At 62.6% G+C, this 23,938-nt stretch carries 25 protein-coding genes; 5 read left to right on the top strand and 20 right to left on the bottom strand.

Annotated elements, in window-relative coordinates; genetic code table 11:
- Positions 1 to 64: 64 nt before the first annotated feature.
- The 6 genes from JL474_RS17325 to JL474_RS17300 form a co-directional block, all read right to left on the bottom strand.
- Positions 65 to 1,024, bottom strand: coding sequence for a sugar-binding transcriptional regulator (locus JL474_RS17325; protein WP_123635905.1), 960 nt, complete (start codon positions 1,022 to 1,024; stop codon positions 65 to 67).
- 101 nt (positions 1,025 to 1,125) lie between these two features.
- A complete protein-coding gene (gene gntR, locus JL474_RS17320; RefSeq protein WP_203143072.1) occupies positions 1,126 to 2,124 on the bottom strand; it encodes a gluconate operon transcriptional repressor GntR in 999 nt (332 codons plus the stop codon).
- Between the two features lie 174 nt (positions 2,125 to 2,298).
- Positions 2,299 to 2,796 carry a gluconokinase gene (locus JL474_RS17315; protein WP_123635903.1) on the bottom strand — a complete coding sequence of 166 codons (498 nt, stop codon included), beginning with the start codon at positions 2,794 to 2,796 and terminating at the stop codon, positions 2,299 to 2,301.
- Position 2,797: 1 nt separating this feature from the next.
- Positions 2,798 to 4,114: a TRAP transporter large permease gene (locus tag JL474_RS17310; RefSeq protein WP_123635902.1), complete on the bottom strand. Its 1,317-nt coding sequence runs from the start codon at positions 4,112 to 4,114 to the stop codon at positions 2,798 to 2,800.
- The gene (locus JL474_RS17305) at positions 4,114 to 4,692 is read right to left on the bottom strand and encodes a TRAP transporter small permease subunit (RefSeq protein ID WP_203143071.1); all 579 of its coding nucleotides are present in this window, start codon (positions 4,690 to 4,692) and stop codon (positions 4,114 to 4,116) included. The genes JL474_RS17310 and JL474_RS17305 overlap by 1 nt, the downstream gene beginning before the upstream one ends.
- A gap of 89 nt (positions 4,693 to 4,781) precedes the next feature.
- Positions 4,782 to 5,792: a TRAP transporter substrate-binding protein gene (locus tag JL474_RS17300; protein WP_123635900.1), complete on the bottom strand. Its 1,011-nt coding sequence runs from the start codon at positions 5,790 to 5,792 to the stop codon at positions 4,782 to 4,784.
- A gap of 231 nt (positions 5,793 to 6,023) precedes the next feature.
- Between JL474_RS17300 and JL474_RS17295 the strand changes: the two genes are divergently transcribed.
- On the top strand, positions 6,024 to 6,581 hold the full coding sequence (locus JL474_RS17295) for a hypothetical protein (RefSeq protein WP_203143070.1): 558 nt from the start codon (positions 6,024 to 6,026) through the stop codon (positions 6,579 to 6,581).
- An 80-nt stretch (positions 6,582 to 6,661) separates the two neighbouring features.
- Here the strand turns inward: JL474_RS17295 and JL474_RS17290 are convergent, their stop codons facing one another.
- The 12 genes from JL474_RS17290 to JL474_RS17235 all read right to left on the bottom strand — a co-directional run bounded on the left by JL474_RS17290 (position 6,662) and on the right by JL474_RS17235 (position 19,988).
- A complete protein-coding gene (locus JL474_RS17290; protein ID WP_203143069.1) occupies positions 6,662 to 8,035 on the bottom strand; it encodes a PepSY-associated TM helix domain-containing protein in 1,374 nt (457 codons plus the stop codon).
- Between the two features lie 115 nt (positions 8,036 to 8,150).
- On the bottom strand, positions 8,151 to 8,576 hold the full coding sequence (locus tag JL474_RS17285; protein ID WP_203143068.1) for a DUF2946 domain-containing protein: 426 nt from the start codon (positions 8,574 to 8,576) through the stop codon (positions 8,151 to 8,153).
- 2 nt (positions 8,577 to 8,578) lie between these two features.
- Positions 8,579 to 9,517 carry a cation diffusion facilitator family transporter gene (locus tag JL474_RS17280; RefSeq protein WP_131483307.1) on the bottom strand — a complete coding sequence of 313 codons (939 nt, stop codon included), beginning with the start codon at positions 9,515 to 9,517 and terminating at the stop codon, positions 8,579 to 8,581.
- A 56-nt stretch (positions 9,518 to 9,573) separates the two neighbouring features.
- A complete protein-coding gene (locus tag JL474_RS17275; RefSeq protein ID WP_203143067.1) occupies positions 9,574 to 11,340 on the bottom strand; it encodes an ABC transporter transmembrane domain-containing protein in 1,767 nt (588 codons plus the stop codon).
- Between the two features lie 83 nt (positions 11,341 to 11,423).
- A complete protein-coding gene (locus tag JL474_RS17270) occupies positions 11,424 to 12,950 on the bottom strand; it encodes a DHA2 family efflux MFS transporter permease subunit (RefSeq protein WP_268890369.1) in 1,527 nt (508 codons plus the stop codon).
- On the bottom strand, positions 12,947 to 14,065 hold the full coding sequence (locus tag JL474_RS17265; protein ID WP_203143066.1) for an HlyD family secretion protein: 1,119 nt from the start codon (positions 14,063 to 14,065) through the stop codon (positions 12,947 to 12,949). Before JL474_RS17265 ends, JL474_RS17270 begins: the two co-directional genes overlap by 4 nt.
- 250 nt (positions 14,066 to 14,315) lie before the next feature.
- Positions 14,316 to 15,185, bottom strand: coding sequence for an NAD(P)-dependent oxidoreductase (locus JL474_RS17260; RefSeq protein ID WP_203143065.1), 870 nt, complete (start codon positions 15,183 to 15,185; stop codon positions 14,316 to 14,318).
- A gap of 125 nt (positions 15,186 to 15,310) precedes the next feature.
- Positions 15,311 to 16,225, bottom strand: coding sequence for a branched-chain amino acid ABC transporter permease (locus JL474_RS17255; RefSeq protein WP_203143064.1), 915 nt, complete (start codon positions 16,223 to 16,225; stop codon positions 15,311 to 15,313).
- A gap of 6 nt (positions 16,226 to 16,231) precedes the next feature.
- Positions 16,232 to 17,122 carry a branched-chain amino acid ABC transporter permease gene (locus JL474_RS17250; RefSeq protein ID WP_203143169.1) on the bottom strand — a complete coding sequence of 297 codons (891 nt, stop codon included), beginning with the start codon at positions 17,120 to 17,122 and terminating at the stop codon, positions 16,232 to 16,234.
- 62 nt (positions 17,123 to 17,184) lie between these two features.
- Positions 17,185 to 18,408, bottom strand: a complete 1,224-nt coding sequence (locus JL474_RS17245) for an ABC transporter substrate-binding protein (RefSeq protein WP_203143063.1) — start codon at positions 18,406 to 18,408, stop codon at positions 17,185 to 17,187.
- Between the two features lie 97 nt (positions 18,409 to 18,505).
- The gene (locus tag JL474_RS17240; RefSeq protein ID WP_203143062.1) at positions 18,506 to 19,225 is read right to left on the bottom strand and encodes an ABC transporter ATP-binding protein; all 720 of its coding nucleotides are present in this window, start codon (positions 19,223 to 19,225) and stop codon (positions 18,506 to 18,508) included.
- Positions 19,215 to 19,988 (bottom strand): ABC transporter ATP-binding protein, encoded by a 774-nt coding sequence (locus JL474_RS17235; protein WP_203143061.1) that lies wholly within the window; start codon positions 19,986 to 19,988, stop codon positions 19,215 to 19,217. The genes JL474_RS17240 and JL474_RS17235 overlap by 11 nt, the downstream gene beginning before the upstream one ends.
- Positions 19,989 to 20,297: 309 nt before the next feature.
- On the opposite strand from JL474_RS17235, the gene JL474_RS17230 reads away from it, so the two are divergent.
- The 4 genes from JL474_RS17230 to JL474_RS17215 all read left to right on the top strand — a co-directional run bounded on the left by JL474_RS17230 (position 20,298) and on the right by JL474_RS17215 (position 22,836).
- Positions 20,298 to 20,903 (top strand): DJ-1/PfpI family protein, encoded by a 606-nt coding sequence (locus JL474_RS17230; protein WP_203143060.1) that lies wholly within the window; start codon positions 20,298 to 20,300, stop codon positions 20,901 to 20,903.
- The gene (locus JL474_RS17225; protein WP_203143059.1) at positions 20,896 to 21,234 is read left to right on the top strand and encodes an antibiotic biosynthesis monooxygenase family protein; all 339 of its coding nucleotides are present in this window, start codon (positions 20,896 to 20,898) and stop codon (positions 21,232 to 21,234) included. Before JL474_RS17230 ends, JL474_RS17225 begins: the two co-directional genes overlap by 8 nt.
- 2 nt (positions 21,235 to 21,236) lie before the next feature.
- Complete coding sequence (locus JL474_RS17220; RefSeq protein WP_203143058.1) at positions 21,237 to 21,710, top strand: EVE domain-containing protein; 474 nt, start codon at positions 21,237 to 21,239, stop codon at positions 21,708 to 21,710.
- A gap of 478 nt (positions 21,711 to 22,188) precedes the next feature.
- The gene (locus JL474_RS17215; protein WP_203143057.1) at positions 22,189 to 22,836 is read left to right on the top strand and encodes a TetR/AcrR family transcriptional regulator; all 648 of its coding nucleotides are present in this window, start codon (positions 22,189 to 22,191) and stop codon (positions 22,834 to 22,836) included.
- Here the strand turns inward: JL474_RS17215 and JL474_RS17210 are convergent.
- Positions 22,813 to 23,556 carry an LrgB family protein gene (locus tag JL474_RS17210; protein ID WP_203143056.1) on the bottom strand — a complete coding sequence of 248 codons (744 nt, stop codon included), beginning with the start codon at positions 23,554 to 23,556 and terminating at the stop codon, positions 22,813 to 22,815. The two genes, JL474_RS17215 and JL474_RS17210, sit on opposite strands and share 24 nt — an antisense overlap.
- On the bottom strand, positions 23,549 to 23,917 hold the full coding sequence (locus tag JL474_RS17205) for a CidA/LrgA family protein (RefSeq protein WP_203143055.1): 369 nt from the start codon (positions 23,915 to 23,917) through the stop codon (positions 23,549 to 23,551). The genes JL474_RS17210 and JL474_RS17205 overlap by 8 nt, the downstream gene beginning before the upstream one ends.
- Positions 23,918 to 23,938 lie beyond the last annotated feature (21 nt).

The raw sequence follows: 23,938 nt of genomic DNA, 5'->3' as shown, positions 1-23,938 counted from the left end.
ATCTACGCCCGAACAATTGATCAGTCAAGGGCAAAAAATTTTGCTCCGGTCGGGGCGGTCCGGATCAGCGCCGGACCGCGTTATCGAGCACGTAGCGGGCCGCCGCCTCGTCCGTAATCAGCCCCTTCAGCCAGCCGCCGCGCAGGGCGGAGAGAATGGCCGGGCCCTTGTCGGTACCGCCGGCCAGTGCCACCAGACGTTGGGGTGCCAGACTTTCCAACGCCGGGCTGGTGACCCGCCGGGTGACGGAGCAGTCGATGATGCGGCCCTGCGCATCCAGCGGCCAGCCGAGAAGTTCACCCACCGCGCGGCAGTTCAGCAGTTCGTCGAGTTCCGATTCGTTGATGAAGTCGTCCTGGAACAGGGTGGCCTGACGATTGATTGGCCCCACGCCGATAAAGCCGACTTCCGCATCGGCGGCGACGCTGGCGATGGCCCGGAACAGGCGTTGGTTCAGCAGGGCCTCGCGTTCCTCGACGGAGCCGGCCACCACCGGGGCGGGCAGCAGGAAGCGGCCGCTGGCGGTCTTGTCCGCCAGGGCGGTGACGCCGTCATAGCGGTTGGAAGATCCGTCCCGGGCGACGTTGCCCACCAGGGACACGAAACGGTGTTGGGGCCGGTCCATGCGGCTGACCGCTTCCACCGTGGCGCGCACGGTCCGGCCGGAGCCGAGGGACAGGGTCAGCGGATCGGTGCGTTCCAGATAGCGGGTCAGGCGATCGCAGCCAGCCACGGCCACGTAATGGGCGCTGTTGTGTTCGGCGTCCGGGTCGACCGGCACCACGTCGCAGAACTCCAGGTCGAACTGGTCGCGCAGCGCCTGACCCAGCGTCATGCAGTTGGAAATGGGGTGATCGATGTGAACCTTGATCAGCCCTTCCTGACGGGCCAGGGCCAGCAGGCGCTGGACGCCGGGGCGGGAGACGCCCAGCTGCGCAGCGATTTCGTCCTGGGTGCGTCCACCCACATAGGAGAGCCAGGCGGCCCGGGCGGCCTGGTCGAGTTTGACTTCAAATTTATCCATGGTGCTGCGGACATCCTCGGCGGCAAAGTGCCCTGATCATCGCAAGCAGGCCGGCAATTCACAACAATTGTTGTGGTTGTGCGGTGTTCTGGAGGGCCGTGTCAGAGCGTGCCGCCGGTCTCGATCCGGTAACCCAGGTCGATCACGCGCTGGCTGACGTCGGCGCCCTGGAGTCGTTCCAGCAACACGTCCGCCGCCCGGCGACCAATGGCTTCCCGGGGCGTGACGACACTGGCCAGCCGGGGCGTCATCACCTGACCCACGTCATGGCCGTGGAAACCGACAATGGCCATTTTCTCCGGCACGGGAATGCCGCGGCGCTGGCACTCGAAGAAGGCCCCGATGGCCACGTCGTCGTTGGTGCAGAAGATGCCGTCGGCTTCCGGGTGCTCCTCCAGGATGCGGGCCATCAGCGTGGCGCCGACGGAATAGGACGACCGCTGTTCGAAGCGCAGGATGATCGGCTCCAGACCGTGTTCTTCCATGGCGCGTACGTAGCCGTCCTGACGCTGGATGGTCCGCGTATCCAGTCGCACGCCGAGATAGACCACGTGCTTGCGGCCACGGCGAATCATCTCGCTGACCATGTCGTAGGAGGCCTGCACGTTGTCGAACCCGACGGCCTGCTCGAACGGCGGCAGGTGCGTGTCCATCAGTTCGATGGTGGGCACGCCGGCGGTTTCCAGCATGCGCCGGCTGCGCTGGGTGTGCTGGCTTTCCGACAGGATCAGGGCGTCGACGTTGTAGGACAGCAGGGCGGACAGGCTGCGTTCCTCAACCTCGGGGCTGTAGCCGTAGTGGGCCATCATCAGGTGGTAGCCGGCGGGTTCGGTGACGCTTTCGATGCCCTTCACCACGTCGGCAAAAACCTGGTTGGTCAACGATGGCAGCAGCACGCCGATGGCGCGGCTGGTGGCCTTGGACAGGATGTCCGGCGCCCGGTTGGGGATATAGCCGATCTCCTCCGCCACGGCGAAGATCCGCTCGCGCATTTTCTCCGACACGTTGTCGGCACCGCGCAGACAGCGGCTGACGGTCATCTTCGTGGCACCGACCCGGTCGGCGATGTCCTGCAATGTGGGGCGTCGTTTCTTGGCCATGGTTGTTGTTCGGTCCTCTCTAAAGCGGCGCCTATGATACGTCATGACTCGGGGGCTGAAAGCGGTCGGTTGATCCCGCCCGGGGCGCGCTGTAAATACATCCCTGTACGCTCACCGGCAGCATCCCTGCTGCCGGAGTCCCCGGGCGGGATCAACCGCCCGCTTTCGAATCCCTCAGGTGCTGGCTTCCAGGCGTGTCAGACACTGTTGCAGGACCTGCTCCGGTGTCTGTGCAATATCGACGATGATCGCCTCCTCCGGCCCTGGTTCTTCCAGGGACTGGAACTGGCTCTCCAGCATCGACTGCCCATTGAAGTAGTGGTCCCTGCGCTGGGCGTGGCGCGACCAGATGGTGTCGAATGAGCCTTTCAGGTAGACGAACTGCAGCTCTGGATCGCCGGTGCGCAGCTGGTCCCGGTAGACCTGCTTCAGCGCGGAGCAGGCCAGCACCAGGCCGTCCTGCTGGCGGATCAGGTCCGCCAGGTCGGCCAGCCAGCCCTCCCGGTCGGCATCCGTCAGCGGGATGCCGTTGGCCATTTTCTCCACGTTGGCGCGACTGTGGTAATCGTCCGCATCGAAGAACGGGACACCCAGTTGCTCGCCCAGCCGCTGACCGACCAGGCTCTTGCCACTGCCCGAGACGCCCATGACGACGATCTTGGGATGTTTCATATCACTGCCACCATAACGCCAGTTGCGGGAATGCGATCACCAGGCCCAGTGCCAGGATCTGCAGCACGATGAAGGGCACCAGGGAGCGGAAGATCTCGCCCAGGGAAATGTCCGGCGGAGTCACGGTCTTCAGGTAGAAGGCGGCCGGGCCGAACGGTGGTGACAGGAACGACACCTGCATGTTCATGCAGAACACCACGCCGAACCAGATCGGGCTGTAGCCCAACTCGTTCACGATCGGCACGAAGATCGGCATCGTCAGCAGGGCCACACCCACCCAGTCCAGGAACATGCCCAGCACCAGCAGGATCAGCATCATGAACAGGATGGTCAGCAGGCCGTTGCCGCCGCTGACGGTGAAGACCATGTCGCGGACGAAATCGATGCCGCCCATCAGGTTGTAGACACCCACCAGAGCGGTGGCGCCAATGCCGATCCAGATGATCATGCCGCACACCCGCAGGGTGCTGATGGTGGACTTGCGGATCATGGCCAGGTTCAGCTCGCCACGGATGGCGGTGGAGATGGCGATGCCCAGCACACCCAGGGCCGACGCTTCGGTCACCGACGCCACGCCGCCGTAGATGCTGCCCAGCACCACGACCACGGACAGGATCGGGAAGAACAGCGCCTTGAAGAAGTTCGGCGCCGGGGTTTCCGGCTCATCCGTATCGGAAGGCAGGGGCGCGATTTCCGGCTTCAGCCAGACGCGGACCAGGACATAAGCCACATAGAACAGCGCCAGGATCAGGGCCGGCAGGAAGGCGCCCTTGAACAACTCGCCGATGGAGACGTTGGCGGTCAGTCCATAGATGATCAGCACGATGCTCGGCGGCAGCATGGTGCCCAGGGCGCCGCCGGCACAGGTGGTGCCGATGGCCAGGCGCCGGTCGTAACCCAGGCGCAGCATCTGCGGCAGGGCCAGGATGCCCAGCAGCACGGTTTCACCGCCGATGACGCCGGACATGGACGCCAGGATGATGGCCACGATCAGGGTCTGGATAGCGACGCCGCCGCGCAGCTTGCGGCCGATGCGGGCCATGGCGTCGAACAGGTCCTTGGCGATTCCCGAATGGTCCAGTAACGAGGCCATCAACACGAACATGGGCACGGCCAGGAAGACGTAACTGCCGATAAAGCTGTAGAGCCGGCTGCTCACGATGGGCAGCGCATCCACGCCGAACCAGCCGAGCGCGAAGAGCAGGGCGACCAGACCGGTCGCAAAGGCCAGCTGCATGCCGGTCAGCAGGAGCAGGACCAGCAGCACCAGCATCAGCAGGCTGCCGTAGCCGATCCCGAGGGAAGCGAGTTCAAACATCAGGCATCACCTCCTTTGAGGGCACGGCGCAGGTCGCGAATCAGGTGCAGGATGAACTGGAGCATCAGCACCGACATCGCGATCAGGATGATGACTTTCAGGAAGGCCGGGAACGGCGGGTTCCAGGCGGAGCCGGAGGTTTCCAGACGCCAGGCGCCCCAGGGCGCGCGGACGGCGTCCTTGGCCATGAACCAGCTGCCGTAAACCATCATGCTGCAGAAGGCGAGACCGAACAGCTGGTGGAGGACATCCAGCCAGCGGCGCACGCGCGGCGAAACCGCATCGTAGATCAGCACCACACGCACGTGACGGTTGGTGGCGAAGGCGTAGAGACCGCCGAGGACAAACAGCGTCGCACCGGCAAAGGTCACCGTTTCGTGTACCCACAGGGTGGGGGAGTCGAAGATGTAGCGACGGGCGATCTCGTAGGCGGAGACAATCACAATCAGGGCGAAGACCAGGCTCAGCTTCTTGCCCAGCCAGACGATGCCCCGGTCGAGCCGGGTGGCACCGACGTCCTCGTCATTGGTATCCGGCAGCAGGTCCGTCTGGCCGTCTTGGGGCGCGTGATCAGACATAGGGAGACTCCTGACCGGCGCATGGGTTTGGGCCCGATGCGCCGGTTGATGTCAGATTTCGGGAAGGTGGAAAGGGTTTCGGAGCGGGCTTAGAGCAGGCCCTGGGATTCCAGGTAGCTCGTCACCGACTTGTAGACTTTCTCCGCATTGGGAGACTGCTCCGCGTACTTCTTCCACTGGTCGCGGGCAATGTTACGGAACTTGCGACGCTCTTCGGCCGACCAGTCGTGGATCGTGATGTTCGGATCCTTGCGGGCCTTCTGGACGGCCTTCTTGTCGGCCATCGCCAGCTGGGTGCTAATGTCATGCGCGAAGTCGCGGGCGGACACGGTCATGATCGCCTGGATGTCCTTCGGCAGTTCGTTCCACTCCTTCAGGTTCATGGCGATTTCCAGCAGCGGCAGGGAGTGAAAGCCGGGGTAGACCGGGTTCGGGGCGATGTCGTTCAGGCCCGCTTCCTGGTTGGTGGAGAACACCGTGTAGTCGGCGGCGTCGATCACGCCCTTACTCAGCGCGGTGTAGACCTCCGAGCCTGGCAGGTTCACCGGCGCGGCACCCGCAGCAGCGAACACGGACTGCACCAGGCCTTCCGGCGCGCGCATCTTCAGGCCTTTCAGGTCATCCACGCCATCGAGCGGCTTCTTGGAAACGAACGATTCCAGACCGGTCGCGGCACCGCCGACGAACTTCACGCCGTAGGGCTTGTAGAGCTCGTTCATCAGCTCATAGCCGCCGCCGTAGTAGATGTAGTCGATCAGCTGATCCGGACTGGACCAGGCGCCGACCGTGTTGCCGATCAAGCCGAACGCGGGGTCCTGGCCGGAGAAGTAACCGGTAACGGAAATATGCCCGTCGAGCACGCCCATCTTCATGGCGCTCAGGGTTTCCGAGTGGCTGACGACGCTGCCGACGGGCAGCAGCTCGATGTGGACGCGGCCATCGGTCATGGTCTCGACACGGTCAGCCCATTCCTGCTGGATCTTGTAGTTCTTGACGCCGGTGGGGTCGGACGACTGGAACTTGAAGTTGAAGTCAGCGGCAAAGGTGTTCAGGGCGAAAGTGGCGGCGAAGACACCGGCCACGAGCTTGAGCGGGGACATAGTGTTTTACTCCTGGGCTTCTTGTTTTGTCGGTAAATGTTACCGGTAACATTTGCGAAGTCTATTGCATGAATTTTGTGCTGGCAAGAGGCATCGGGTTACGAAAAATGATCTGGGTTGATTCCCGGAAAATTACGTGTCGTTTGAGTCGTCATGACAGCGCACGCATAATGCGCATCGATAGATAGGTCCCTTAGGGGCTGGGTTCGATTGGAAAAGGGAATTCATAGGATGTTGAGACAACTGCTGTTGTGCCTCTCGGCACTGATGTTGTCATTTCAGGTGCAGGCGCAAGGGGGCGTTCATCCCTTTATCGGTGCATTGTTCACGGAGAGTCAGGTTGCTTCCGGGCAAACTGGCGTTTCAGATGCTCTCTATTATACCGGGCTTGAAATCCAGCTTCGTAAAGCGTGGTCTTTCGGAGTGTCGGCAGCGGCTAATGACAATACGAATGACTTTACTCCGAGTGTTGATTTAAAAATTGATGGTTATCTCAAATACCGCCTTTTCGAGCGATCTTTTCTCACGCCCTATCTGGCTGCTGGTGTCTCCGGGGTTGCCGCTGAGAAACGACATTGTGGTTTCCATGTCCGGGAAGCCGGTGGAGGCCTGTACGGTTATACCCGATGCGAAAACCGCGCGGTCTGGTCTGCCGGTGGGAGCTATCAGGCCGGAATTGAACTCGGAACATTTCACAGTGCTGTGGCGGATCTCTATTGGGAACAGTATTTCGGCTCGCACGACGTGCGAGTCAATGCCGTCGGGATAAATGTTGGTGTGTTCTATTAGGTTCCAGTATTTCAGTTTAATTGGGAGTAGCAGCGTGAGTGAGGGCATCGGCGATAGGAACGCCGATGCCGTGAGAGGAGCTAGACAGCTACTGAAGCCGCTTGATTGGCGCGGCTCATTACGATGACATCCAGGATGAGGAAGGCGGCCAGGCTCACGCCCATCACCGGCAGGGCCCAACCGAGAGCGGCCGCAATGGCCACGATGGCCAGCCGGGCCGGAACGGGCGCCCGCAGCCAGTGGGTGGTGAGCCGGGTGGCGCCGGCGGCCGACGCGGCTCTTGGCAGTGGCCGGCGTACCCACCACATCCGATAGCCCCAGACGATCAGCGTACACAGGCCCAGCGCCAGGGCCAGCATAACCAGTTGGTTGGCGAGACCGAACAGCGTGCCCATATGGGCGTCGATGCCCCAGCGGGTCAGTTTGGCCGCGAGGGGGAAGTCCGCGAAGTTCGCCTGGTCGGTCACCCGGAAGGTGTGCGGGTCTACTGCAACGGAATCCACCTGGGTGGGCCAGCTTCGGTCGATTTCCTGAACTTTCCAGGCACGATCGGGACCGCTTCCCGGACGAATTTCCAGCTTTCCGGCGTCGATGCCGGCTTCCCGGGCGGCCTCCAGGACCGGATCAAACAGGGCATCGGGCACCGAAGGTAGGGCCTGGCTTCTCTCGGACAGCTGGGTATTCACGCTCGGCGTGCCCCAATCCAATGCGGTCCGCAATTCGGCGATACGGCCACCAGCCCATTTCGACCAGGTCAGCCCGGTCACCGACAGGAACAGAAAGCCGATCAAAAGGATCAGGCCCAAAGTGGCGTGGCGATGGCGGCGTCGGCCGCTTTCGGTCTGGTCGGTGGCGCGCAGGGCCGCGGACGGCCGACGTTTGCGTCGTCCGATAAACCATAGCGTCAGCCCGCCGAGCCCGGCGATCCACAGCCAGGAGGCGGCCAGCTCGCTGTAGATCCGTCCCGGCTCGCCCAGCAACAGGTTGCGGTGCAGGTAGTCGAGCTGGATCCGGAACGGCAGCGCGCCGCTGGTGCCGTAGACCGTGAGATCGCCTTTGACGGCCAGCGAAACCGGATCGACGAAGATCGCGCGGTTTTCATACCGATGGAGGCTGGGATCATCGAACATCACCCGCGTGGTCTGACCGGGCGCCGGCGCCGGACGCACCGCTGTCAGATGGAGGTCAGGGACGGCCTTCCGGGCGGCTTTGATCTGCTCGGCAAGAGGATGGGGCGTTCCGCGTGCGTCTCCGGTGAGCGCGTCGGCGTAGATCAGTTTCTCGATCTGCGGCGAAATCACGTAAAGCCCGCCGGAAAAGGCGGCGATAAAGATAAACGGTCCGACCAGCAGGCCGATGTAGAAATGCAGCCGTCGCAGGAAGGGATAGAACCAGCTGGCGGTCTTGCGGCCGTCAGAGGGTGCCCGGTTTTCCGGGGCATGGGTTTGGGTCATGGGTCACCTGATAACGTGAATCAGCGAAAAGCACCACGCCTCCGCGCCGGTCACGGACACAGGAAAGCTGTGCCGCCGTCCGGCAGCGGTTGCATGGGCCTGTAAAAGGGGCGGGTTATCCGGTGAAGGTGGGTGGCGCGCGCACTTCGGCAATGGCGTAACGGAGTTGCCGGGAGGCGACGGTGCGGACCGGCCAGCGATCGGCCGTCAGGGACCAGCGAACCGGTGCGGCAATGGTCAGCGGCGGGGGCGACATCGGCGTGACGTGCGCCAGCAGCACACAATAGCCGCACTCCGGGTGATCGAAGGTGATCGGCCCGTCCGTGGCAGGAGGCGCCATGGGCACGTCGGCCATGGCGTGATGGTCCGCGTGACCGGCCCTGTCCGGGCTCGTGCCGTCGTGGTGCATCAGCGCCATGGATTTCGACCACAGCGGTGCGGCAAAGATCAGCACCATCGCCCACAGGGCCAGGCCGGCGCCCAGGCGCTGACGCCAGCCCTGGAAGCTCATGACCGAGGCGGATGATGCCGTTGGGTTCATGATCAGCGGTTCGGCGCGGCCGAGGCCTGGGTGTGGGCTTGCAGGGCCTCCGCTTCCACGAAGATCCGTTTGGCCTGGGGATAGGCTTCCTTGATGCGGTGGTCGAGGTCGGCGATGACGGCTTCCAGATCCGCCACGGATTGCTGGGGCCGGAACTTGACGCTCAGGTTGACCAGCACAAAGTCCGGGCCCATGTGCATCGTGAGCAGTTCGTTCACCTTGTCGATTTCCGGCATGTCGACCGCGAGTTTGCGGATGCCGGCAATCACCGCCTGGTTGGCGGATTCGCCGATCAGCAGCCCCTTGGTTTCGTAGGCCAGCCAGATGGCCGTGCCGCCCAGGATCAGGCCGATGATCACCGAGGCGACGCCGTCCATCCACAGCAGGCCGGTGTTGTCCGCCAGGTAGATGCCGACTATGGCAACCACCAGGCCAACGATGGCCGCCGAGTCCTCGAACAGCACCACGAAATTGGTCGGATCCTTGCCCCGCTGGACCGCCTCGATGTAACCCCATTTGCCTTTGGAGCGGGAGAATTCGGTCAGTGCAAAATACCAGGCGGCGCCTTCGAACAGGATGCCCAGGCCCAGCACGATGTAGTTGACGATGGGGTTTTCGATGGGAGAGGGATCGAGGATGCGATGAACGCCTTCGTAGATCGAAATGCCCGAACCCACCGCGAAGATCAGGATGGCGACCACGAAGCTCCAGAAGTACACCTCCTTGCCGTGACCAAACGGAAACTTCTCGTCGGCGGGCCGCGCGGAACGCTTGAGGCCGTAGAGCAACAGGATCTGGTTGCCGGTATCCACGAGCGAGTGGACGCCTTCGGAGAACATGGCCGAACTGCCGGTGACCACAGCGGCCACGAACTTGGTGATGGCGATGAGCAGGTTGCCCCCGAGGGCGGCGAAAATCACTTTCTTGCTGGAACCGGCCATGGTGCGAACGTCGTCCTGTCAAAAATGGGTGGGCGCAAGGTTAGCATAGCTGGCCGTCAGGCCGATGATGCGTTTTCCGGTTCCCGGAATTGCAGTTCGGCCAGACGGGCGTACAGCGGGTCGCTGTGGATCAGTTCCTGGTGCGAGCCAACGCCATGCAGCCGGCCGTGATCCAGCACCGCAATGCGGTCGGCGTGCTTGACCGTGGCCAGACGGTGGGCAATCACCAGCGTCGTGCGGCCGGCCATCAGCTCCGGCAGGGCCTGCTGGATCAGGTGCTCGCTCTGGGCATCCAGGGCGCTGGTGGCTTCGTCCAGCAGCAGGATGGGCGCGTCCATGATCAGCGCCCGGGCGATGGCAATGCGCTGGCGCTGACCGCCGGACAGGCCCAGGCCGGCATCGCCCAGTCGAGTGTCGTAGCCGTCGGGCAGATCGGTGATGAACTCGTGGGCGTGGGCGACGCGGGCAGCGGCTTCGATGTCGGCCTGGGAGGCTTCGGGCCGACCGTAGCGGATGTTGTCGGCGATGCTGCCGAAGAAAAGCGCCGGCGTCTGGGAGACCAGGGCAAAGCAGCGGCGCAACTCCGCCGGGTCCAGTTCCCGGATGTCCACGCCGTCGATGCGGATGCCGCCGCTGCGGGGATCGAAGAAACGCAGGAGCAGATCGAACAACGTCGACTTGCCGGCGCCGGACGGGCCCACCAGGGCCAGTGTTTCACCGGCGGTGACGGTCAGGTCGATGCCGTCGATCACGTCCACGTTGGGGCGTCCGGGATAGGCAAAACGCAGGGCCTCGAATGCGATCTCACCCCGCACCGGGACGGGTAGCGAGCGGGGATGTTCCGGCGGCGTGATCTCACTGCCGGTCTGCAGCAGTTCCACGATCCGCGCGGCGGCACCGGCGGCCCGCTGCAATTCGCCGATGACTTCGCTCAGCGAACCCACGGATGAGCCCACGATCAGACTGTAGAACACGAACGCGGCCAGTTCGCCGCCGGTGATCTCGCCGGCAATCACGTCCTGCCCGCCGACCCAGAGCATGATGCCCACCGCGCCGAGAATCAGCAGGATCACGATGGCAATCAGCCACGCCCGCTGACGGATGCGCTGGCGGGCCACGGCGAAAGCGTTCTCCACCACCTCACCGAAGCGGTCCTGATCCTGGGGCTGGTGGTTGTAGGCCTGCACGATCTTGATCTGCCCCAGGATCTCGCCCACGTAGCTGCCCACATCCGCCACCCGGTCCTGGCTCTGGCGGGACAGGCGCCGCACGCGCCGGCCGAAAATCAGGATCGGGGCCACCACGAGCGGCACCGCCAGCATCACGATGCTGGTCAGCTTCACGTTGGTGACGAACAACAGGATGATCCCGCCAATCATCATGAAGAAGTTGCGCAGGGCCATGGATATGGTGGAGCCGATGACCGATTGCAGTACGGTGGTGTCGGTGGTCAGGCGGGACTGAATCTCCAGGCCGCGATTGGTTTCGAAAAAGCCGGGATGCAGATCGATCAGGTGGTTAAATACCTGCTTCCGGATATCCGCAACCACCCGCTCGCCGATCCAGGAGACCAGATAGAAGCGCACGAACGTGCCGACCGCCAGACAGCCGATGAGTATGAAGAACAACAGGACGGAGCGGTTGAGCAGTTCCGGTGAGCCGGTGACGAATCCCTGGTCCACCAGCAGCCGGATGCCCTGGCCCAGAGACAGCGTGATGCCCGCGGTGAACACCAGTGCGGCAAAGGCACCGGCCAGCGCCTTGCGGTAGGGCATGATGAAGTCGGTGGCGAGTTTCAGGGCCTTGCGGCGATCCGAGGTCATGGGCGTCCCGTTCATTGATCTTGTCGGGGAAGTATAAGAGTTGTGGGCCGGTCCGGTTCACCTTTATGTGCCGGACCGGCGAATCAGTCCGCTGGTTTCGCTTTTTTGGGAGAACGGAATAGCAGCAACAGCGGGATGGACGCCAACGCCACCCAGGCCATCAGGCGGAAGTCGTTGAGGTAGCCGATGGCGGCCGCCTGTTGGGTCGCCATGCTGTTGAGGTAGGCCAGGCCCGTGGTGCTGGACGGATCGATGCCGCCGGGCAGGGTCATCGACTGGAACGCCGGCCGGAACGGGTTGAGGTATTCCCCCAGGCTGGCGTGATTGATCTGGGTGTTTCGGGCCACCAGCGTCACCATCACCGAGATGCCGATGGAGCTGCCGATGTTGCGCATCAGGCTGAACATGGCGGTGGCTTCGGTGCGGTAGCGCGAGGCCAGGGTGGCAAAACTGATGGTGCTCAGCGGCACGAACACCATGCCCAGCCCCATGCCCTGGACCACACCCGTCAGTGCCACCCGCAGGGACGACACTTCGGTATTGAAATTGGCCATCTCGAAGAGGCTGGCGGTCATCAGGATCAGGCCGGTCAGGATCAGCAGGCGGATGTCCACTTTATTCACCAGCCGGCCCACCAGCATCATCGAGAACATGCTGCCCAGTCCGCGTGGGGCCAAGACCAGCCCGGTGGTGATCACCGGATAGTCCATCAGGTTCTGCAGGAACGGTGGCAGCAGTGCCAGCGTGGCCAGCAGGATTACCCCGATCATGAAGATGAAGATCAGGCCGATGGCCAGGTTGCGGTCTTTGAAAAGCCCGGGTTCCACGAACGGTTCCCGATAAGTGAACATGTGGACGAGGAACATCATCAGGGCACAGGCGGCGACCGTGGCTTCCAGCATGACTTCGCCGGATGAGAACCAGTCGAGGCTCTGGCCGCGGTCCAGCATCAGCTGCAACGCGCCGATTGAAAGCCCGAGCAGGGCGAAGCCAAAAACATCGAAGCGGCGTTTGACCTGCTCCGTCTCCGGCACAAAGAACAGGATACCCAGCAGCGAAAGAATTCCGAAAGGCAGGTTGATAAAGAAGACCCAGCGCCAGTTCAGCACTTCGGTCAGGTAACCGCCGAGGGTGGGGCCGAGAATCGGGCCAACCATAACGCCCACGCCCCACATGGCCATGGCGGAGCCGTGTTGCTCACGGGGATAGGTGTCCAGCAGAACCGCCTGGGACAACGGGACCAGCCCGGCGCCGAAGATGCCCTGCAGCAGCCGGAACAGCACCATCTCTTCCAGGTTGCCGGCAATGCCGCACAGCACGGAGGCGATGGTGAAACCGGTAACCGACAACAGGAACAGGCGCTTGCGACCCAGCCGGCCGGCCAGGAAACCGGTCAGCGGCGTGGCAATGGCGGCGGCGACGATGTAGGAGGTCAGCACCCAGGAAATCTGTTCCTCGGTGGCCGACATGCTGCCTTTCATGTTGGGCAGCGCCACGTTGGCGATGGTGGTGTCCAGCGCCTGCATGATGGTGGCCAGCATGATGGAGAGGGTGATCCATCCCCGCTTCAGGCCACCCTGTTCACCGGCCGTGGTGGTTGCGGCCGTCATTCAGCAGGGGGTTCTTCGGCATGGGCTTTCGAGACCAAACCGCGCAGCCAGCCGACGAGCGGCACATCCGCGTCCGGATACCCGGTATCGATCTCGACGATGGTGCTCATGCCGGCGCGCAGGCCGATGTCCGCCGGCAGGTCGTCAAAGCGGATGCGCACCGGGATGCGCTGGACCACCTTCACCCAGTTACCGGTGGCGTTCTGTGCCGGCAGCACAGAGAACTCGGCGCCGGTGGCCTGGGCGATGCTGGCCACGTGGCCGTGGAATTCCCGATCCGGGTAGGTGTCCACTTCGATCGAGACGGCCTGGCCGGGTTTGACGCGGGTCAGGTCGGTTTCCTTGAAGTTGGCGTCGATCCACAGGTTGCGGTTGCCGACCAGGCCCATCACGGAGGCGCTGGCCCGGGCGTAGGCGCCGGGATCGGGTGTCTTGGCGGCAATGCCGTCAAACGGTGCGCGAATATGGGTGTGCTCGAGGTCCAGCTCCGCCTGCTCCAGGTTGGCCTTGGCCACCTGGTAATCCGGATGCTGCTCTACCGGCAGGTCCACCTTGCCACCGAGGCTGGTGGCAATACGCTTCAGGTCGCGCTCGATCGCCGCCTGTTCGCGACGGGCGGTGGTGTAATCGTGGCGGTATTTTTCCAACTCCGATTCCGAGGTGAGCTGGCGTTTGGCCAGCGCCTGCTGGCGGGCCAGTTCGCGCTTGGCAAAGGCGACGTTCTCTTCCGCCAGGGACAGGTCTTCCTGCCGGGTGGCGTAGCTCGCCTCCAGCGTACGGATGTCATTGGCGGCCTTTGCCAGTTCCGCTTTGGCATGATCGACGGCAATGCGATACGGCGCCGGGTCGATCTGCAGCATCAGATCGCCCTTACGGACCAGCTGGTTCTCTTCCACCCGCACCTCGCTGATCTGGCCACTCACTTCCGGTGCGATTTTGATCAGGGGTGCACCGATGTAGGCGTTCTCGGTGGACACGTAGCGGCCGCCAAAAATCGACATCAGACCCGCAACCACCACGACCACCAGCGGGATACCCACCAGCAGCGTACGGCGAATCAGTCGGGTCCGGCGCGGCAGCGGCGCCGGTTTGGTGTTCGGGTCGGATGTGCTCATTGTTGTTGCTCCGATAACGCCAGCCACGCTCCGGCGGAGCGGCAGGCCGTGTTGAATCTGTCAGATACGGCAGCTGTGGCGGGCGAGTGCCGACGCTCCGGCCGGGCCGGTGAACGGCGACAGCTGATGCCACGGATATCCCTGAATCGTTGACCTTGTCAGGGATACCCGGGAAATGGAATATGTGTAGTTTACTAATTAAAGCCTGCTAAGGAAACGGCGGAGCATAAGGGACATCCCCTATGCCGTCTCAGCTCTGGTTGTGACTGTCCAGGAAGGCGTGCAGTGCGGAGAAATCGTCGCGGCCGTGGCCGGCGGCGTCAGCACTGGCGTAGAGCGCCTTGGCGACGCTGCTCATGAACAGCGGCTGCCGGTGCTCGTAGGCGGTCTTTTCCAGAAGATGCAGATCCTTGAGCATCAGCTCCAGGGGAAATTGCGGCTCGAACTGGCCGTGACGAATCAGCTCCGCCTTGCCGGTCAGGAACGGCGCGCTGACCGGCAGGTTGGGCAGGGTATCCATCAGCATCTCGCGGGAGAATCCCAGCTTTTCACCGAGCAGCGTGGTCTCGGCGAATACGGCCATGGACTGGGCCAGTTGCGCGTTGATCAGCATCTTGAAGGCACTGCCCTGGCCGTGGTTGCCGGTATGGACGATTTTGCTGCCCATGTGCTCGAGCAGGGGGCGTGCCTGGTTCAGGTCGGCTTCAGCGCCGCCGACGAGAAAGGTCAGGGTGCCGTCTTCAGCGGGCTTGCGGGTACCGGCCACTGGTGCATCCAGGAAACGAATGCCTGAAGCCTTGGCCACTTGTGCCGCCTCGCGGGAGAACGACGGGTTCACGGTGGAGCAGTCCACCCATAGGCTGTCGTTGGGCATCGCCTGCAGAAATCCTTCTTCGCCGAACGCCTGGGCGGCCACCACCTCGGGTTTGGCCAGCATGGTAAAGACGACGTCCGCATCCGCAACGGCGTCAGTGAGAGAGGTTGCGGCGGTTGCGCCGTCCGCGGCCAGCGCTTCCACCGGCTGCGGTGAGCGGTTGAATACGGTGAGTGTGCAGTGCGGTAGCAGGTTGCGGGCCATGTTCTGGCCCATGATGCCGAGACCGATAAAAGTGACGTTCATGGTGTCCTCCTGTTTCGCGGGCGGGCGCGCTGGGACGCAGCCCGTGATTCCGGTGACTCTGGAACATCATGATACGCGTGACATTGGTGTCGGATCGATGCCTTGCCGACGGGAGTTGAGTTGGATCAACGACCGCCGAAGAAGCGGTGCAGCTCGCCGATGATGCCACGCCGGAACACCAGTACACAGACCACGAAGATGGCCCCCAGGATCACCTGCACCCAGGAGCCAAACGCGCTGAGTTCGTGGCTGAGCGATCCCACCGTGATGGCCCCGATCACCGGCCCGAACACCGTGCCCAGGCCGCCCACCAGGGTCATCAGGATGACTTCGCCAGAGGTCTGCCAGTGGGCCGTGGTCAGCGCGGCGAACTGGAACACCACGGCTTTGGTGGCTCCGGCCAGACCCGCTAGTGTGGCGGAGATTACGAACGCCTGCAGCTTGAACTTGTCCACGTCATAGCCGAGGGACAGTGCCCGCGATTCATTCTCGCGAATGGCCTGCAACACCTCGCCGAAGGGCGAATTGATGGTGCGGTAGATGACGCAGAAACCGAACAGGAACACGGCGAACACGAAGTAGTACATGGCCAGCGGTTGGTTCAGATCGATGAAGCCCAACAGCTTGCCCCGGGGGATGCCCTGCAGACCGTTCTCCCCACCGGTGAAGGGCAGCTGCAGGATCATGAAGTAGATGATCTGGGCCAGGGCCAGGGTAATCATCGCGAAGTAGATGCCCTGGCGCCGAATGGCCAGGAAGCCGAAAACCGCGCCCAATACCATGGCGAACAACGCCCCGGCGGCAATGCCCAGCAACGGCGGGAAGCCCCAGGCCTTGATCACGTAGCCGGCGATATAGGCGGCCCCGCCGAAGAAAGCCGCATGACCGAAAGAGAGCAGTCCCACGTAGCCCAGCAGCAAATTGAACGCGCAGGCGAACAGGGCGAAACACAGCAGGTCCATCACGAAGACCGGATAGGCGTAGAAGGGCGCCGTCAGCCCGACGACCAGCATGATGACCCAAAGCACGCGATTAACCATGATGGATCACCTCTCCTTACCAAACAGACCGGCGGGACGGAACAGCAGCACCAGCACCATGAGGAAGAAAATCACGGTACTGGCCGCCGGCGGATAGACCACCTTGGTAATCCCTTCCACCAGCCCCAGGGCGAGGCCGGTGAGGATGGCGCCCATGATCGACCCCATACCACCGATCACCACCACCGCAAACACGACGATGATCAGGTCGGCCCCCATCAGTGGACTGACCGAATAGATCGGGGCGGCCAGCACCCCGGCCAGGCCCGCCAGGGCGCAGCCGAAGCCGAAGGTCAGGGTGATCATCAACGGCACGTTGAGGCCGAAGGCCTGGGTCAGGGTGGGATTCTCCACGCCGGCCCGCAGCCGTGAGCCCAGCCGGGTGTGTTCGATCACGAACCAGGTGGCGAAGCACACCACGATCGAGAAGACGATGGCGAACAGCCGGTACGTCGGGAAATACATGAAGCTGAGGTTGACCACGCCGCTCAGGGATTCCGGCTGGCCCGGGTAGGGCGTGCCGGAAATGTTGAAATAGTTGGAAAACAGGCCCTGCAGGATCAGGGTAATGCCGAAGGTCAGCAGCAGGCCGTAGATGTGGTCCAGTTCGTAGAGCCGCTTGAGCATGGTGCGTTCGATGATCATGCCGAGGATGCCCACAAACAGTGGCGCAACGATCAGCGAGGCCCAGAAGCCGATCTGAAGGCTGATGCCGAACCAGTCGTCCAGCAGGCTGTAGCCGATCAGGGCAACAAAGGCGCCCAGCATATACATCGCCCCATGGGCGAAGTTGATGATGTTGAGCAGCCCGAATATGACCGCCAGACCAAGGCTCAACATGGCGTAGAACACGCCCACGTTCAGCCCCAGCAGCGCCTGGGCCAGGATCACCTGCATCGACACGTTAGCAACTCCTCACAAGCCGGACCGGGCAGCAGCATGCCGCCCGGCCGCAGCGTTTACTTCAGCAGCGAACACTTGCTTTCGGACAGCGGGATGTAAGCCTGCTCAGCAGGGATCTTCGAGATGACCTTGAGCAAATCCCAGTCTTCCTTGGATTCGTCCGGCTTCTTGGCTTCCACCAGGTACATGTCGTGCAGCATCAGGCCGTTGGGGAGGATCTTGCCGCCCTTGACGAACATGTCGTTGAGTTCCATCTCACCCAGTTGCTTGCGCACGGCATCGGGATCGTCGGAGCCCACCGCTTCGATTGCCTTGAGATAGTTGGTTACAGCGGAATAAACCCCGGCCTGCACCATGGTCGGCATCGCGCCCTGTTTTTCATAGTAACGGCGGGACCATGTCTCGGCCTCGTCATCCTGGTTCCACACGAAGGCGGTGGTGAACTGGAGACCCTGGGCGATGTCCAGGCCCATGCTCTGGATGTCGGTGATGAATACCAGCATGCCGGCCAGTTTCTGGCCGCTCTGGACGATGCGGAACTGGTTGGCCTGCTTGATGGCGTTGACCGTGTCCTGGCCGGCGTTGGCCAGACCGATCACGTCAGCGCCGGAGGACTGGGCCTGCAGCAGGTAGGACGAAAAGTCGGTGGTGCCCAGCGGGGCGTTCACGTTGCCGACCACTTCACCGTCCAGGCTCTTGACCACCGCAGAGGTGTTTTCCTGCAGGGAGTGACCGAAGGCGTAGTCGGCGGTGATGAAGAACCACTTCTTGCCGCCGTTCTTGACCATGGCCGTGGCGGTGCCCACCGGGAGGGCGTGGGTGTCATAGACGTAGTGGATACCGTAGGGCGTGCACTGGTCCTCGGTCAGGGCGGTGGTGCCGGCGCCGGTATCCATGGTGATCACTTTCTTCTCGGACGCCAGGCCCTGGACGGCGAGGGCAACCGACGAGTTATCCAATGCGGTGATCATGTCCACCTGTTTGGCGTCGATCCATTCCCGAGCGGTGCTGGCGCCGATGTCCGGCTTGTTCTGATGGTCGGCGGAGACAATTTCGATGGGCTTGTCCAGCACCTTGCCACCGAAATCCTCCACCGCCATCTTGGCGGCGACAACGGCCCCGGGGCCTTCCAGCGATTTGTAGACGCCGGACATATCACTCAACACGCCGATCTTGACCTTGCCATCGGACAGGCCTTCGGCGGCGCTCAGCGGGCCGGCGGCGACCATCAGGCCCAGGCCGGCAACAATGCCATGTAGCAGTTTGCGTTGGTTGAACATAATCCTTGCCCTCACTTTCGCTCTTGTTGTTGGTTACCCCGGTGTGGCGGGGTCATTGCCCGGCCAGTCACGACTTGAACGTGGTGGCTACCAGGCTTCAGACACTCAGGTGTCGGTTCAACTGCTCCTGTTTTTCCTCCAACTCGTCCGCGGCGATCTGCTCCACCACACGACCGTGTTCGATCACGTAATGGCGATCGGCCAGGGGCGCCGCGAAGCGGAAGTTCTGCTCCACCAGGACGATGGTAAAACCGCGCTCGCGCAGCTTGCGGATAACCTCATCGAGCGAGCGCAGAATGACCGGCGCCAACCCTTCAGTGATTTCATCGAGCAACAGCAGGGTAGCGCCGGTGCGCAGGATGCGGGCGATGGCCAGCATCTGCTGTTCCCCGCCGGAGAGCTTCGAGCCCTGGCTCTTGCGGCGCTCCTCCAGATTGGGAAACATGCGGTAGATCTCGTCGATGGACAGCCCGCCGTCCGCCAGTTTCGGCGGCAACGCCAGGTTTTCGTCCACATTCAGGCTGGCGTAGATGCCGCGCTCTTCCGGGCAGTAGCCCAGGCGGCCCACATGGGCGATGCGATGAGTGGGCAGGTGAATGGTTTCCTGCCCGTGCAGTTTGATCGAACCGGTGCGCCGACCCACCAGCCCGAGAATCGACTTGAGCGTGGTAGTGCGCCCGGAGCCGTTACGCCCCAGCAGGGTAATCACCTCGCCCTCGTGGACGGTCAGGTTCATGCCGTGAAGGATGTGCGACTCACCGTACCAGGCGTGCAGGTCTTCGATGCGCAGCAGTTCGGCGTGACGGTCACTCGGCATCGCTGGCCCCCATGTAGGCTTCCATGACTTCGGGATTGCGGGACACCTCGTCGTAGGGGCCTTCGGCAAGGATCTCGCCGCGGTTGAGTACCGTGATCCGGTCCGCCAGGGTCGAGACCACATTGAGGTTGTGCTCCACCATGATGATGGTGCGGCCCTTGACCACGCGGCCGATCAGGTCGGTGACCGCGCCCACGTCCTCGACACCCATGCCCTGCGTGGGCTCATCGAGCAGCATCAGGCGGGGCTCCAGGGCGATGGTGGTGGCAATTTCCAGTGCGCGTTTGCGGCCGTAGGGCATCTCCACGGCACGGGTTTCGGCGAAATCCTGCAGGCCCACCTGTTCCAGCAGGGCGACGGCTTGCTGGTTCAGCTGGTCGAGCGTGCGGATCGAACGCCAGAAATGGTAAGACACGCCCAGCTTGCGCTGCAGCGCGATACGAACGTTATCCCGGGCCGTCAGGTGCGGAAACACGGCGGAAATCTGGAACGAGCGGATCACGCCCTGCTGGGCTATGGCGGCGGGCTTGCGACGGGTAATGTCGGCGCCGTCGAACACGATGCTGCCGGCGCTGGGCGTCAGGAATTTGGTCAGCAGATTGAAAAAGGTCGTCTTACCGGCGCCATTGGGGCCGATCAATGCATGAATGGTGCCTTCCCGCACCTTGAGGTTCACATCCTTGACGGCGGTAAAGCCCTTGAAGTCTTTGGTCAGACCTCGGGTTTCCAGAATACAACGACTGTCCTGGACTGGCTCGCTCACTGGTTGTGGCCCCGCGTGGTATGCTCCGGATCAAGCCGATCAGGCTTTAATCCAGGCGTTTGTTATTATTGGAAAATCTGATGCTCCGGTGCGCCGGAGGATAACCGGTACGCCTGCCGGAACATTGCAGCGATCGCGGCACGATTGAATTCGATCTGTTCGATTGAGTTAAGACGGTGGGAGGCTGAGCTGTCAAGGCAGCCCCCTTAGACGTTGGCATGATGAAAAACGTCGCGCGCCGATGGCTCCGGCCTGACAGGCCGGGTATTGTCAAAGGTGGAGAGCGACCCGGATACCGAGGGAAAACCTATGACCACTGTGGTCGGAATATTCTTGTTTGATGACGTCGAGGTGCTGGATTTTGCCGGCCCTTACGAGGTGTTTACGACCGCGTCGCGGGTCTATCGCAAGGCGCATCCGGTGGGGCCGGAACCCTTTTCGGTGGTGACCATTGCCCAGCATGAGGATCTGGTCCACTCGCGGGCCGGCCTGAAGGTGTCCGCGGACTACACCATCGCCGATCATCCGTCGATTGACCTGCTATTGGTGCCCGGTGGTGTGGTGACGGCGGAACTGGAGAAGGGCCCGGTGATTCGCTGGATCGAGAACACAGCCGAACAGGTACCGTTGACCGCTTCGGTGTGTACCGGCGCCTTCCTGCTGGCCGCCGCCGGGCTGCTGAATGGGCGCACGGCCACCACACACTGGGAGGATATGGACGACCTGCGCCATGCGTTTCCCGCGGTGAAGGTGTTGCCCGGCCGCCGCTGGATTGATCAGGGTGATGTGGTGACTTCGGGCGGCATCTCCGCCGGTATCGACATGAGCCTGCACCTGGTGGAGCGGATTGCCGGTCGTGACCTGGCCCTCAAGACCGCACGTCAAATGGAATTCGACTGGACTGAAAATGGCTGACACCGACGCGCTGATTGCCGACACTCCCGAGCCGCCGTATTACGTGGTGATCTTCACGTCCCTGCGCACGGACGCCGATCCGGGTTACGACGCCATGGCCCGGAAGATGGTGGCCCTGGCCGCCGAGCAGCCCGGTTTCCTGGGCGTTGAATCCGCCCGGGAGGCGGTCGGCATTACCGTCTCCTATTGGCGCGACATCGACGCCATCCGAAGCTGGAAAGCCCATGCCGAGCATCTGGTCGCACAGGAGCTGGGACGTGAGGCGTGGTACCAGCATTACGCGGTACGGGTGGCCCGGGTCGAACGGGCCTATTCATTCGGGGAGACGTAACCATGGCTCACTGGCTGGTCAAGAGTGAACCGGACGAATGCGGCATCGATGATTTCGCCGCGAGGCCCGACGGCACGATTCCGTGGGACGGAGTCCGCAATTACCAGGCCCGTAACTTCCTGGCGAAGATGGCGCCGGGGGATGAGGTCTTCCTGTATCACAGCAGCTGCAAACGAATCGGTGTGGCCGGGATCATCCGCGTGATGCGGGCGGCCTATCCGGATCCCCTTCAGTTCGAACCCGAGTCGTCGTACTACGACCCCAAGAGCCCGCCGGATAAGCCCCGCTGGCAGGCGGTGGATATGCAGTTTGTCGAAAAGTTCGACGACGTCGTCCCGCTTCAAACCCTCAAGGCCCAGCCGGAGCTGTCTGATTTGCCCCTGGTTCGTCGAGGGGCCCGCCTTTCCGTCATGCCCGTGTCCGACGGGGAATGGCGCCACATCCTGTCACTGGTGAACGGCCGAAACATAGGCTGATCAAGCTGTCCGGGGTTTGCAAACACTGACTCCGCTGTGTTAACTGTCGGACCTGATCAGCCAGGGAAGGGCTGTGTGTTGGCTTCAGAACGGCGCTGTCCAGGCATCCGCGAATCTCCGTACTTGGCGTCCGTAGTCATGCTGATAATGTGCATCCCCTAATAGATGCAGTCAGGGGCCGTTCCAGCCTCGTTGCCACCGACCCGCCGTTCTTCATTCAGAAGAGAGTCTCTGGCAAACCGTTTGATAGGCAATCCCTGTCCCGGTGATGCCGTTTATGATGCGCCGTCTTGAGGTGTCGGGCGAGCGCACTTGACGACAACGATCCCTTCCGCTGTTTGCATGTTGCAGGGCCGCCTGGGTGACAATCACCCGGGGCCTCCGAAAAATCGGTGCAAACTTGACTGATGTCATTGTGTACACAAATGCGCCATGTTTCGATGGCATGGCAACATGGGGTTGTATGGACGTCCCAAAGATGAAAGAGAAAGACAATAAACTGGTCAACGCGCGCAAACCGACCCAGGAGCGCAGTCGTGAGCGGGTGGAACGCATGTTCCAGGCGGCTGAAAAACTGCTGCTCGAGCAGGGGCCGGAATCCCTGTCCATTCCCGAAGTCGCCAAGACGTCAGGCTTGCCGCGCTCGTCGGTCTATCAGTTTTTCCCCAGCAAATACGCGCTTCTGCTGGCCATTTCGGACCAGTACGAGCAGAAGCTGGTGGATCGGATAGCGGGCCTTGATGCGGTTCTGGGAAACCTGGCACTTGCCGACGTCATGGGCAGCCTGGCGCGGACTGCGGCGGATTTCTACAACGAACACCCGATAGCCTGCATCCTGATTCTGGGAGGACCCATGAGTCGGGATGGATTTCGCGCCGGGGAGGACAGCCGCATGGGGACCGTCAACAGCATCCGTTACCTGATCGAGAGACGGATGTCCGGTGTCGAGTTCCCGACAGAGCCGGATGTGATTGCGTTTGCCATCGAAATCGCCCGGGGCTGTTTCAAGTACGGTTATTTCCGGGAAAAGACCATCAGCGATCAGACGGTCGCTGAAACGCGCACAGCGACCTACGGCTATCTTAGTACACGCCTGCGCGTTTCAAAGCCAGCCACCGTAGACTGAGCGCAGGCAGTCTACCAGCCAGGGCAGCAACGCCGAGGTGGCGAACGCCGAGAGGGCCATCGCCAGTCCGGAGAATGCCCCCATCACCGGGCTGACGTGGAAGGCCCGGGCAGTCCCTATGCCGTGGGCGGCCACGCCCATGGCAATGCCTTTCACCCGGTCATCGCGAATGCGCAGCAGGGCGAACAGGCGGGTGCCCATCAGCGCGCCGAGAATCCCCGTGACCACCACCAGCACGGCCGTCAATGACGGAATCCCGCCGATCTGCTCGGAAATCCCCATCGCCACTGGAGCGGTCACGGACTTGGGCGCCAGCGACAGTTGGGTCTCGGGAGACGCGCCAAACAGCCAGGCAATCGTGATCGAACTCACCGCCCCGACCACCACGCCGACCAGTAGCGCGACCACCACCGGTACCAACACCGCACGCAACCGGGAGAACTGCTGATACAGCGGGACAGCCAGGGCCACGGTGGCCGGCCCCAGCAGGAAGTGGACGAACTGGCCGCCGGCGAAATAGTCCTCGTAGGAGGTGCCGGTCAGTTTGAGAAACGCGATCAGCATCAGGATGGCCGTAATCACCGGGTTGAGCAGTGGGTTCTGGTTGGCCAGCACGTAGAGTCGATGCGCGGCCAGATAGGCGACCAGGGTGACCGTCAGTCCCAGCAGGGGCGAGGCGGACAGGTAGACCCAGATTTTCGTGAGATCCGTCTCAACCATCGCGGCGTTGCCCCCGGGTCAGTAACTTCTGGGTGGCCAGCATGGCGCCGGCGGTCACCACCATGGTGATGGCGGTACCGAGCACCAGCGACAACGCAATGGGCAGCCATTCCTCCAGGATGCGACTGAAATACACCATCATGCCCACGCCGGCAGGTACGAACAGCAGCGACAGGTGGCTGAGCAGGCCATTGGCGGCCGTGTCCAGGGACGCACTGCTGCGCTTGCGGATCACCAGTGTCAGGAACAGCAGGACCATGCCCAGCACCGGGCCGGGAATGGGCAGGCCGAACAGGCGCACAGTGACTTCGCCCACCAGTTGGTAAACCAGCAGGAGCGTGATGCCATTGAGGAATTGCATGCGGGATCTCTTCCGGCAGAC

The sequence above is a fragment of the Marinobacter mangrovi genome (assembly GCF_016798325.1).
Classification (GTDB): Bacteria; Pseudomonadota; Gammaproteobacteria; order Pseudomonadales; family Oleiphilaceae; genus Marinobacter_A; species Marinobacter_A mangrovi.
This window is presented reverse-complemented; position numbering and strand designations above follow the sequence as displayed.

Coding starts and splice junctions, on each gene's coding strand:
- JL474_RS17255 (WP_203143064.1), bottom strand. CDS start 16,225: ATGGTTAATCGCGTGCTTTGGGTCATCATGCTGGTCGTCGGGCTGACG.
- JL474_RS17290 (WP_203143069.1), bottom strand. CDS start 8,035: ATGACCCAAACCCATGCCCCGGAAAACCGGGCACCCTCTGACGGCCGC.
- gntR (WP_203143072.1), bottom strand. CDS start 2,124: ATGGCCAAGAAACGACGCCCCACATTGCAGGACATCGCCGACCGGGTC.
- JL474_RS17295 (WP_203143070.1), top strand. CDS start 6,024: ATGTTGAGACAACTGCTGTTGTGCCTCTCGGCACTGATGTTGTCATTT.
- JL474_RS17275 (WP_203143067.1), bottom strand. CDS start 11,340: ATGACCTCGGATCGCCGCAAGGCCCTGAAACTCGCCACCGACTTCATC.
- JL474_RS17220 (WP_203143058.1), top strand. CDS start 21,237: ATGGCTCACTGGCTGGTCAAGAGTGAACCGGACGAATGCGGCATCGAT.
- JL474_RS17270 (WP_268890369.1), bottom strand. CDS start 12,950: ATGACGGCCGCAACCACCACGGCCGGTGAACAGGGTGGCCTGAAGCGG.
- JL474_RS17260 (WP_203143065.1), bottom strand. CDS start 15,185: ATGAACGTCACTTTTATCGGTCTCGGCATCATGGGCCAGAACATGGCC.
- JL474_RS17230 (WP_203143060.1), top strand. CDS start 20,298: ATGACCACTGTGGTCGGAATATTCTTGTTTGATGACGTCGAGGTGCTG.
- JL474_RS17285 (WP_203143068.1), bottom strand. CDS start 8,576: ATGAACCCAACGGCATCATCCGCCTCGGTCATGAGCTTCCAGGGCTGG.
- JL474_RS17205 (WP_203143055.1), bottom strand. CDS start 23,917: ATGCAATTCCTCAATGGCATCACGCTCCTGCTGGTTTACCAACTGGTG.
- JL474_RS17240 (WP_203143062.1), bottom strand. CDS start 19,225: ATGCCGAGTGACCGTCACGCCGAACTGCTGCGCATCGAAGACCTGCAC.
- JL474_RS17210 (WP_203143056.1), bottom strand. CDS start 23,556: ATGGTTGAGACGGATCTCACGAAAATCTGGGTCTACCTGTCCGCCTCG.
- JL474_RS17250 (WP_203143169.1), bottom strand. CDS start 17,122: ATGCAGGTGATCCTGGCCCAGGCGCTGCTGGGGCTGAACGTGGGCGTG.
- JL474_RS17315 (WP_123635903.1), bottom strand. CDS start 2,796: ATGAAACATCCCAAGATCGTCGTCATGGGCGTCTCGGGCAGTGGCAAG.
- JL474_RS17325 (WP_123635905.1), bottom strand. CDS start 1,024: ATGGATAAATTTGAAGTCAAACTCGACCAGGCCGCCCGGGCCGCCTGG.
- JL474_RS17245 (WP_203143063.1), bottom strand. CDS start 18,408: ATGTTCAACCAACGCAAACTGCTACATGGCATTGTTGCCGGCCTGGGC.
- JL474_RS17215 (WP_203143057.1), top strand. CDS start 22,189: ATGAAAGAGAAAGACAATAAACTGGTCAACGCGCGCAAACCGACCCAG.
- JL474_RS17280 (WP_131483307.1), bottom strand. CDS start 9,517: ATGGCCGGTTCCAGCAAGAAAGTGATTTTCGCCGCCCTCGGGGGCAAC.
- JL474_RS17225 (WP_203143059.1), top strand. CDS start 20,896: ATGGCTGACACCGACGCGCTGATTGCCGACACTCCCGAGCCGCCGTAT.
- JL474_RS17265 (WP_203143066.1), bottom strand. CDS start 14,065: ATGAGCACATCCGACCCGAACACCAAACCGGCGCCGCTGCCGCGCCGG.
- JL474_RS17305 (WP_203143071.1), bottom strand. CDS start 4,692: ATGTCTGATCACGCGCCCCAAGACGGCCAGACGGACCTGCTGCCGGAT.
- JL474_RS17300 (WP_123635900.1), bottom strand. CDS start 5,792: ATGTCCCCGCTCAAGCTCGTGGCCGGTGTCTTCGCCGCCACTTTCGCC.
- JL474_RS17310 (WP_123635902.1), bottom strand. CDS start 4,114: ATGTTTGAACTCGCTTCCCTCGGGATCGGCTACGGCAGCCTGCTGATG.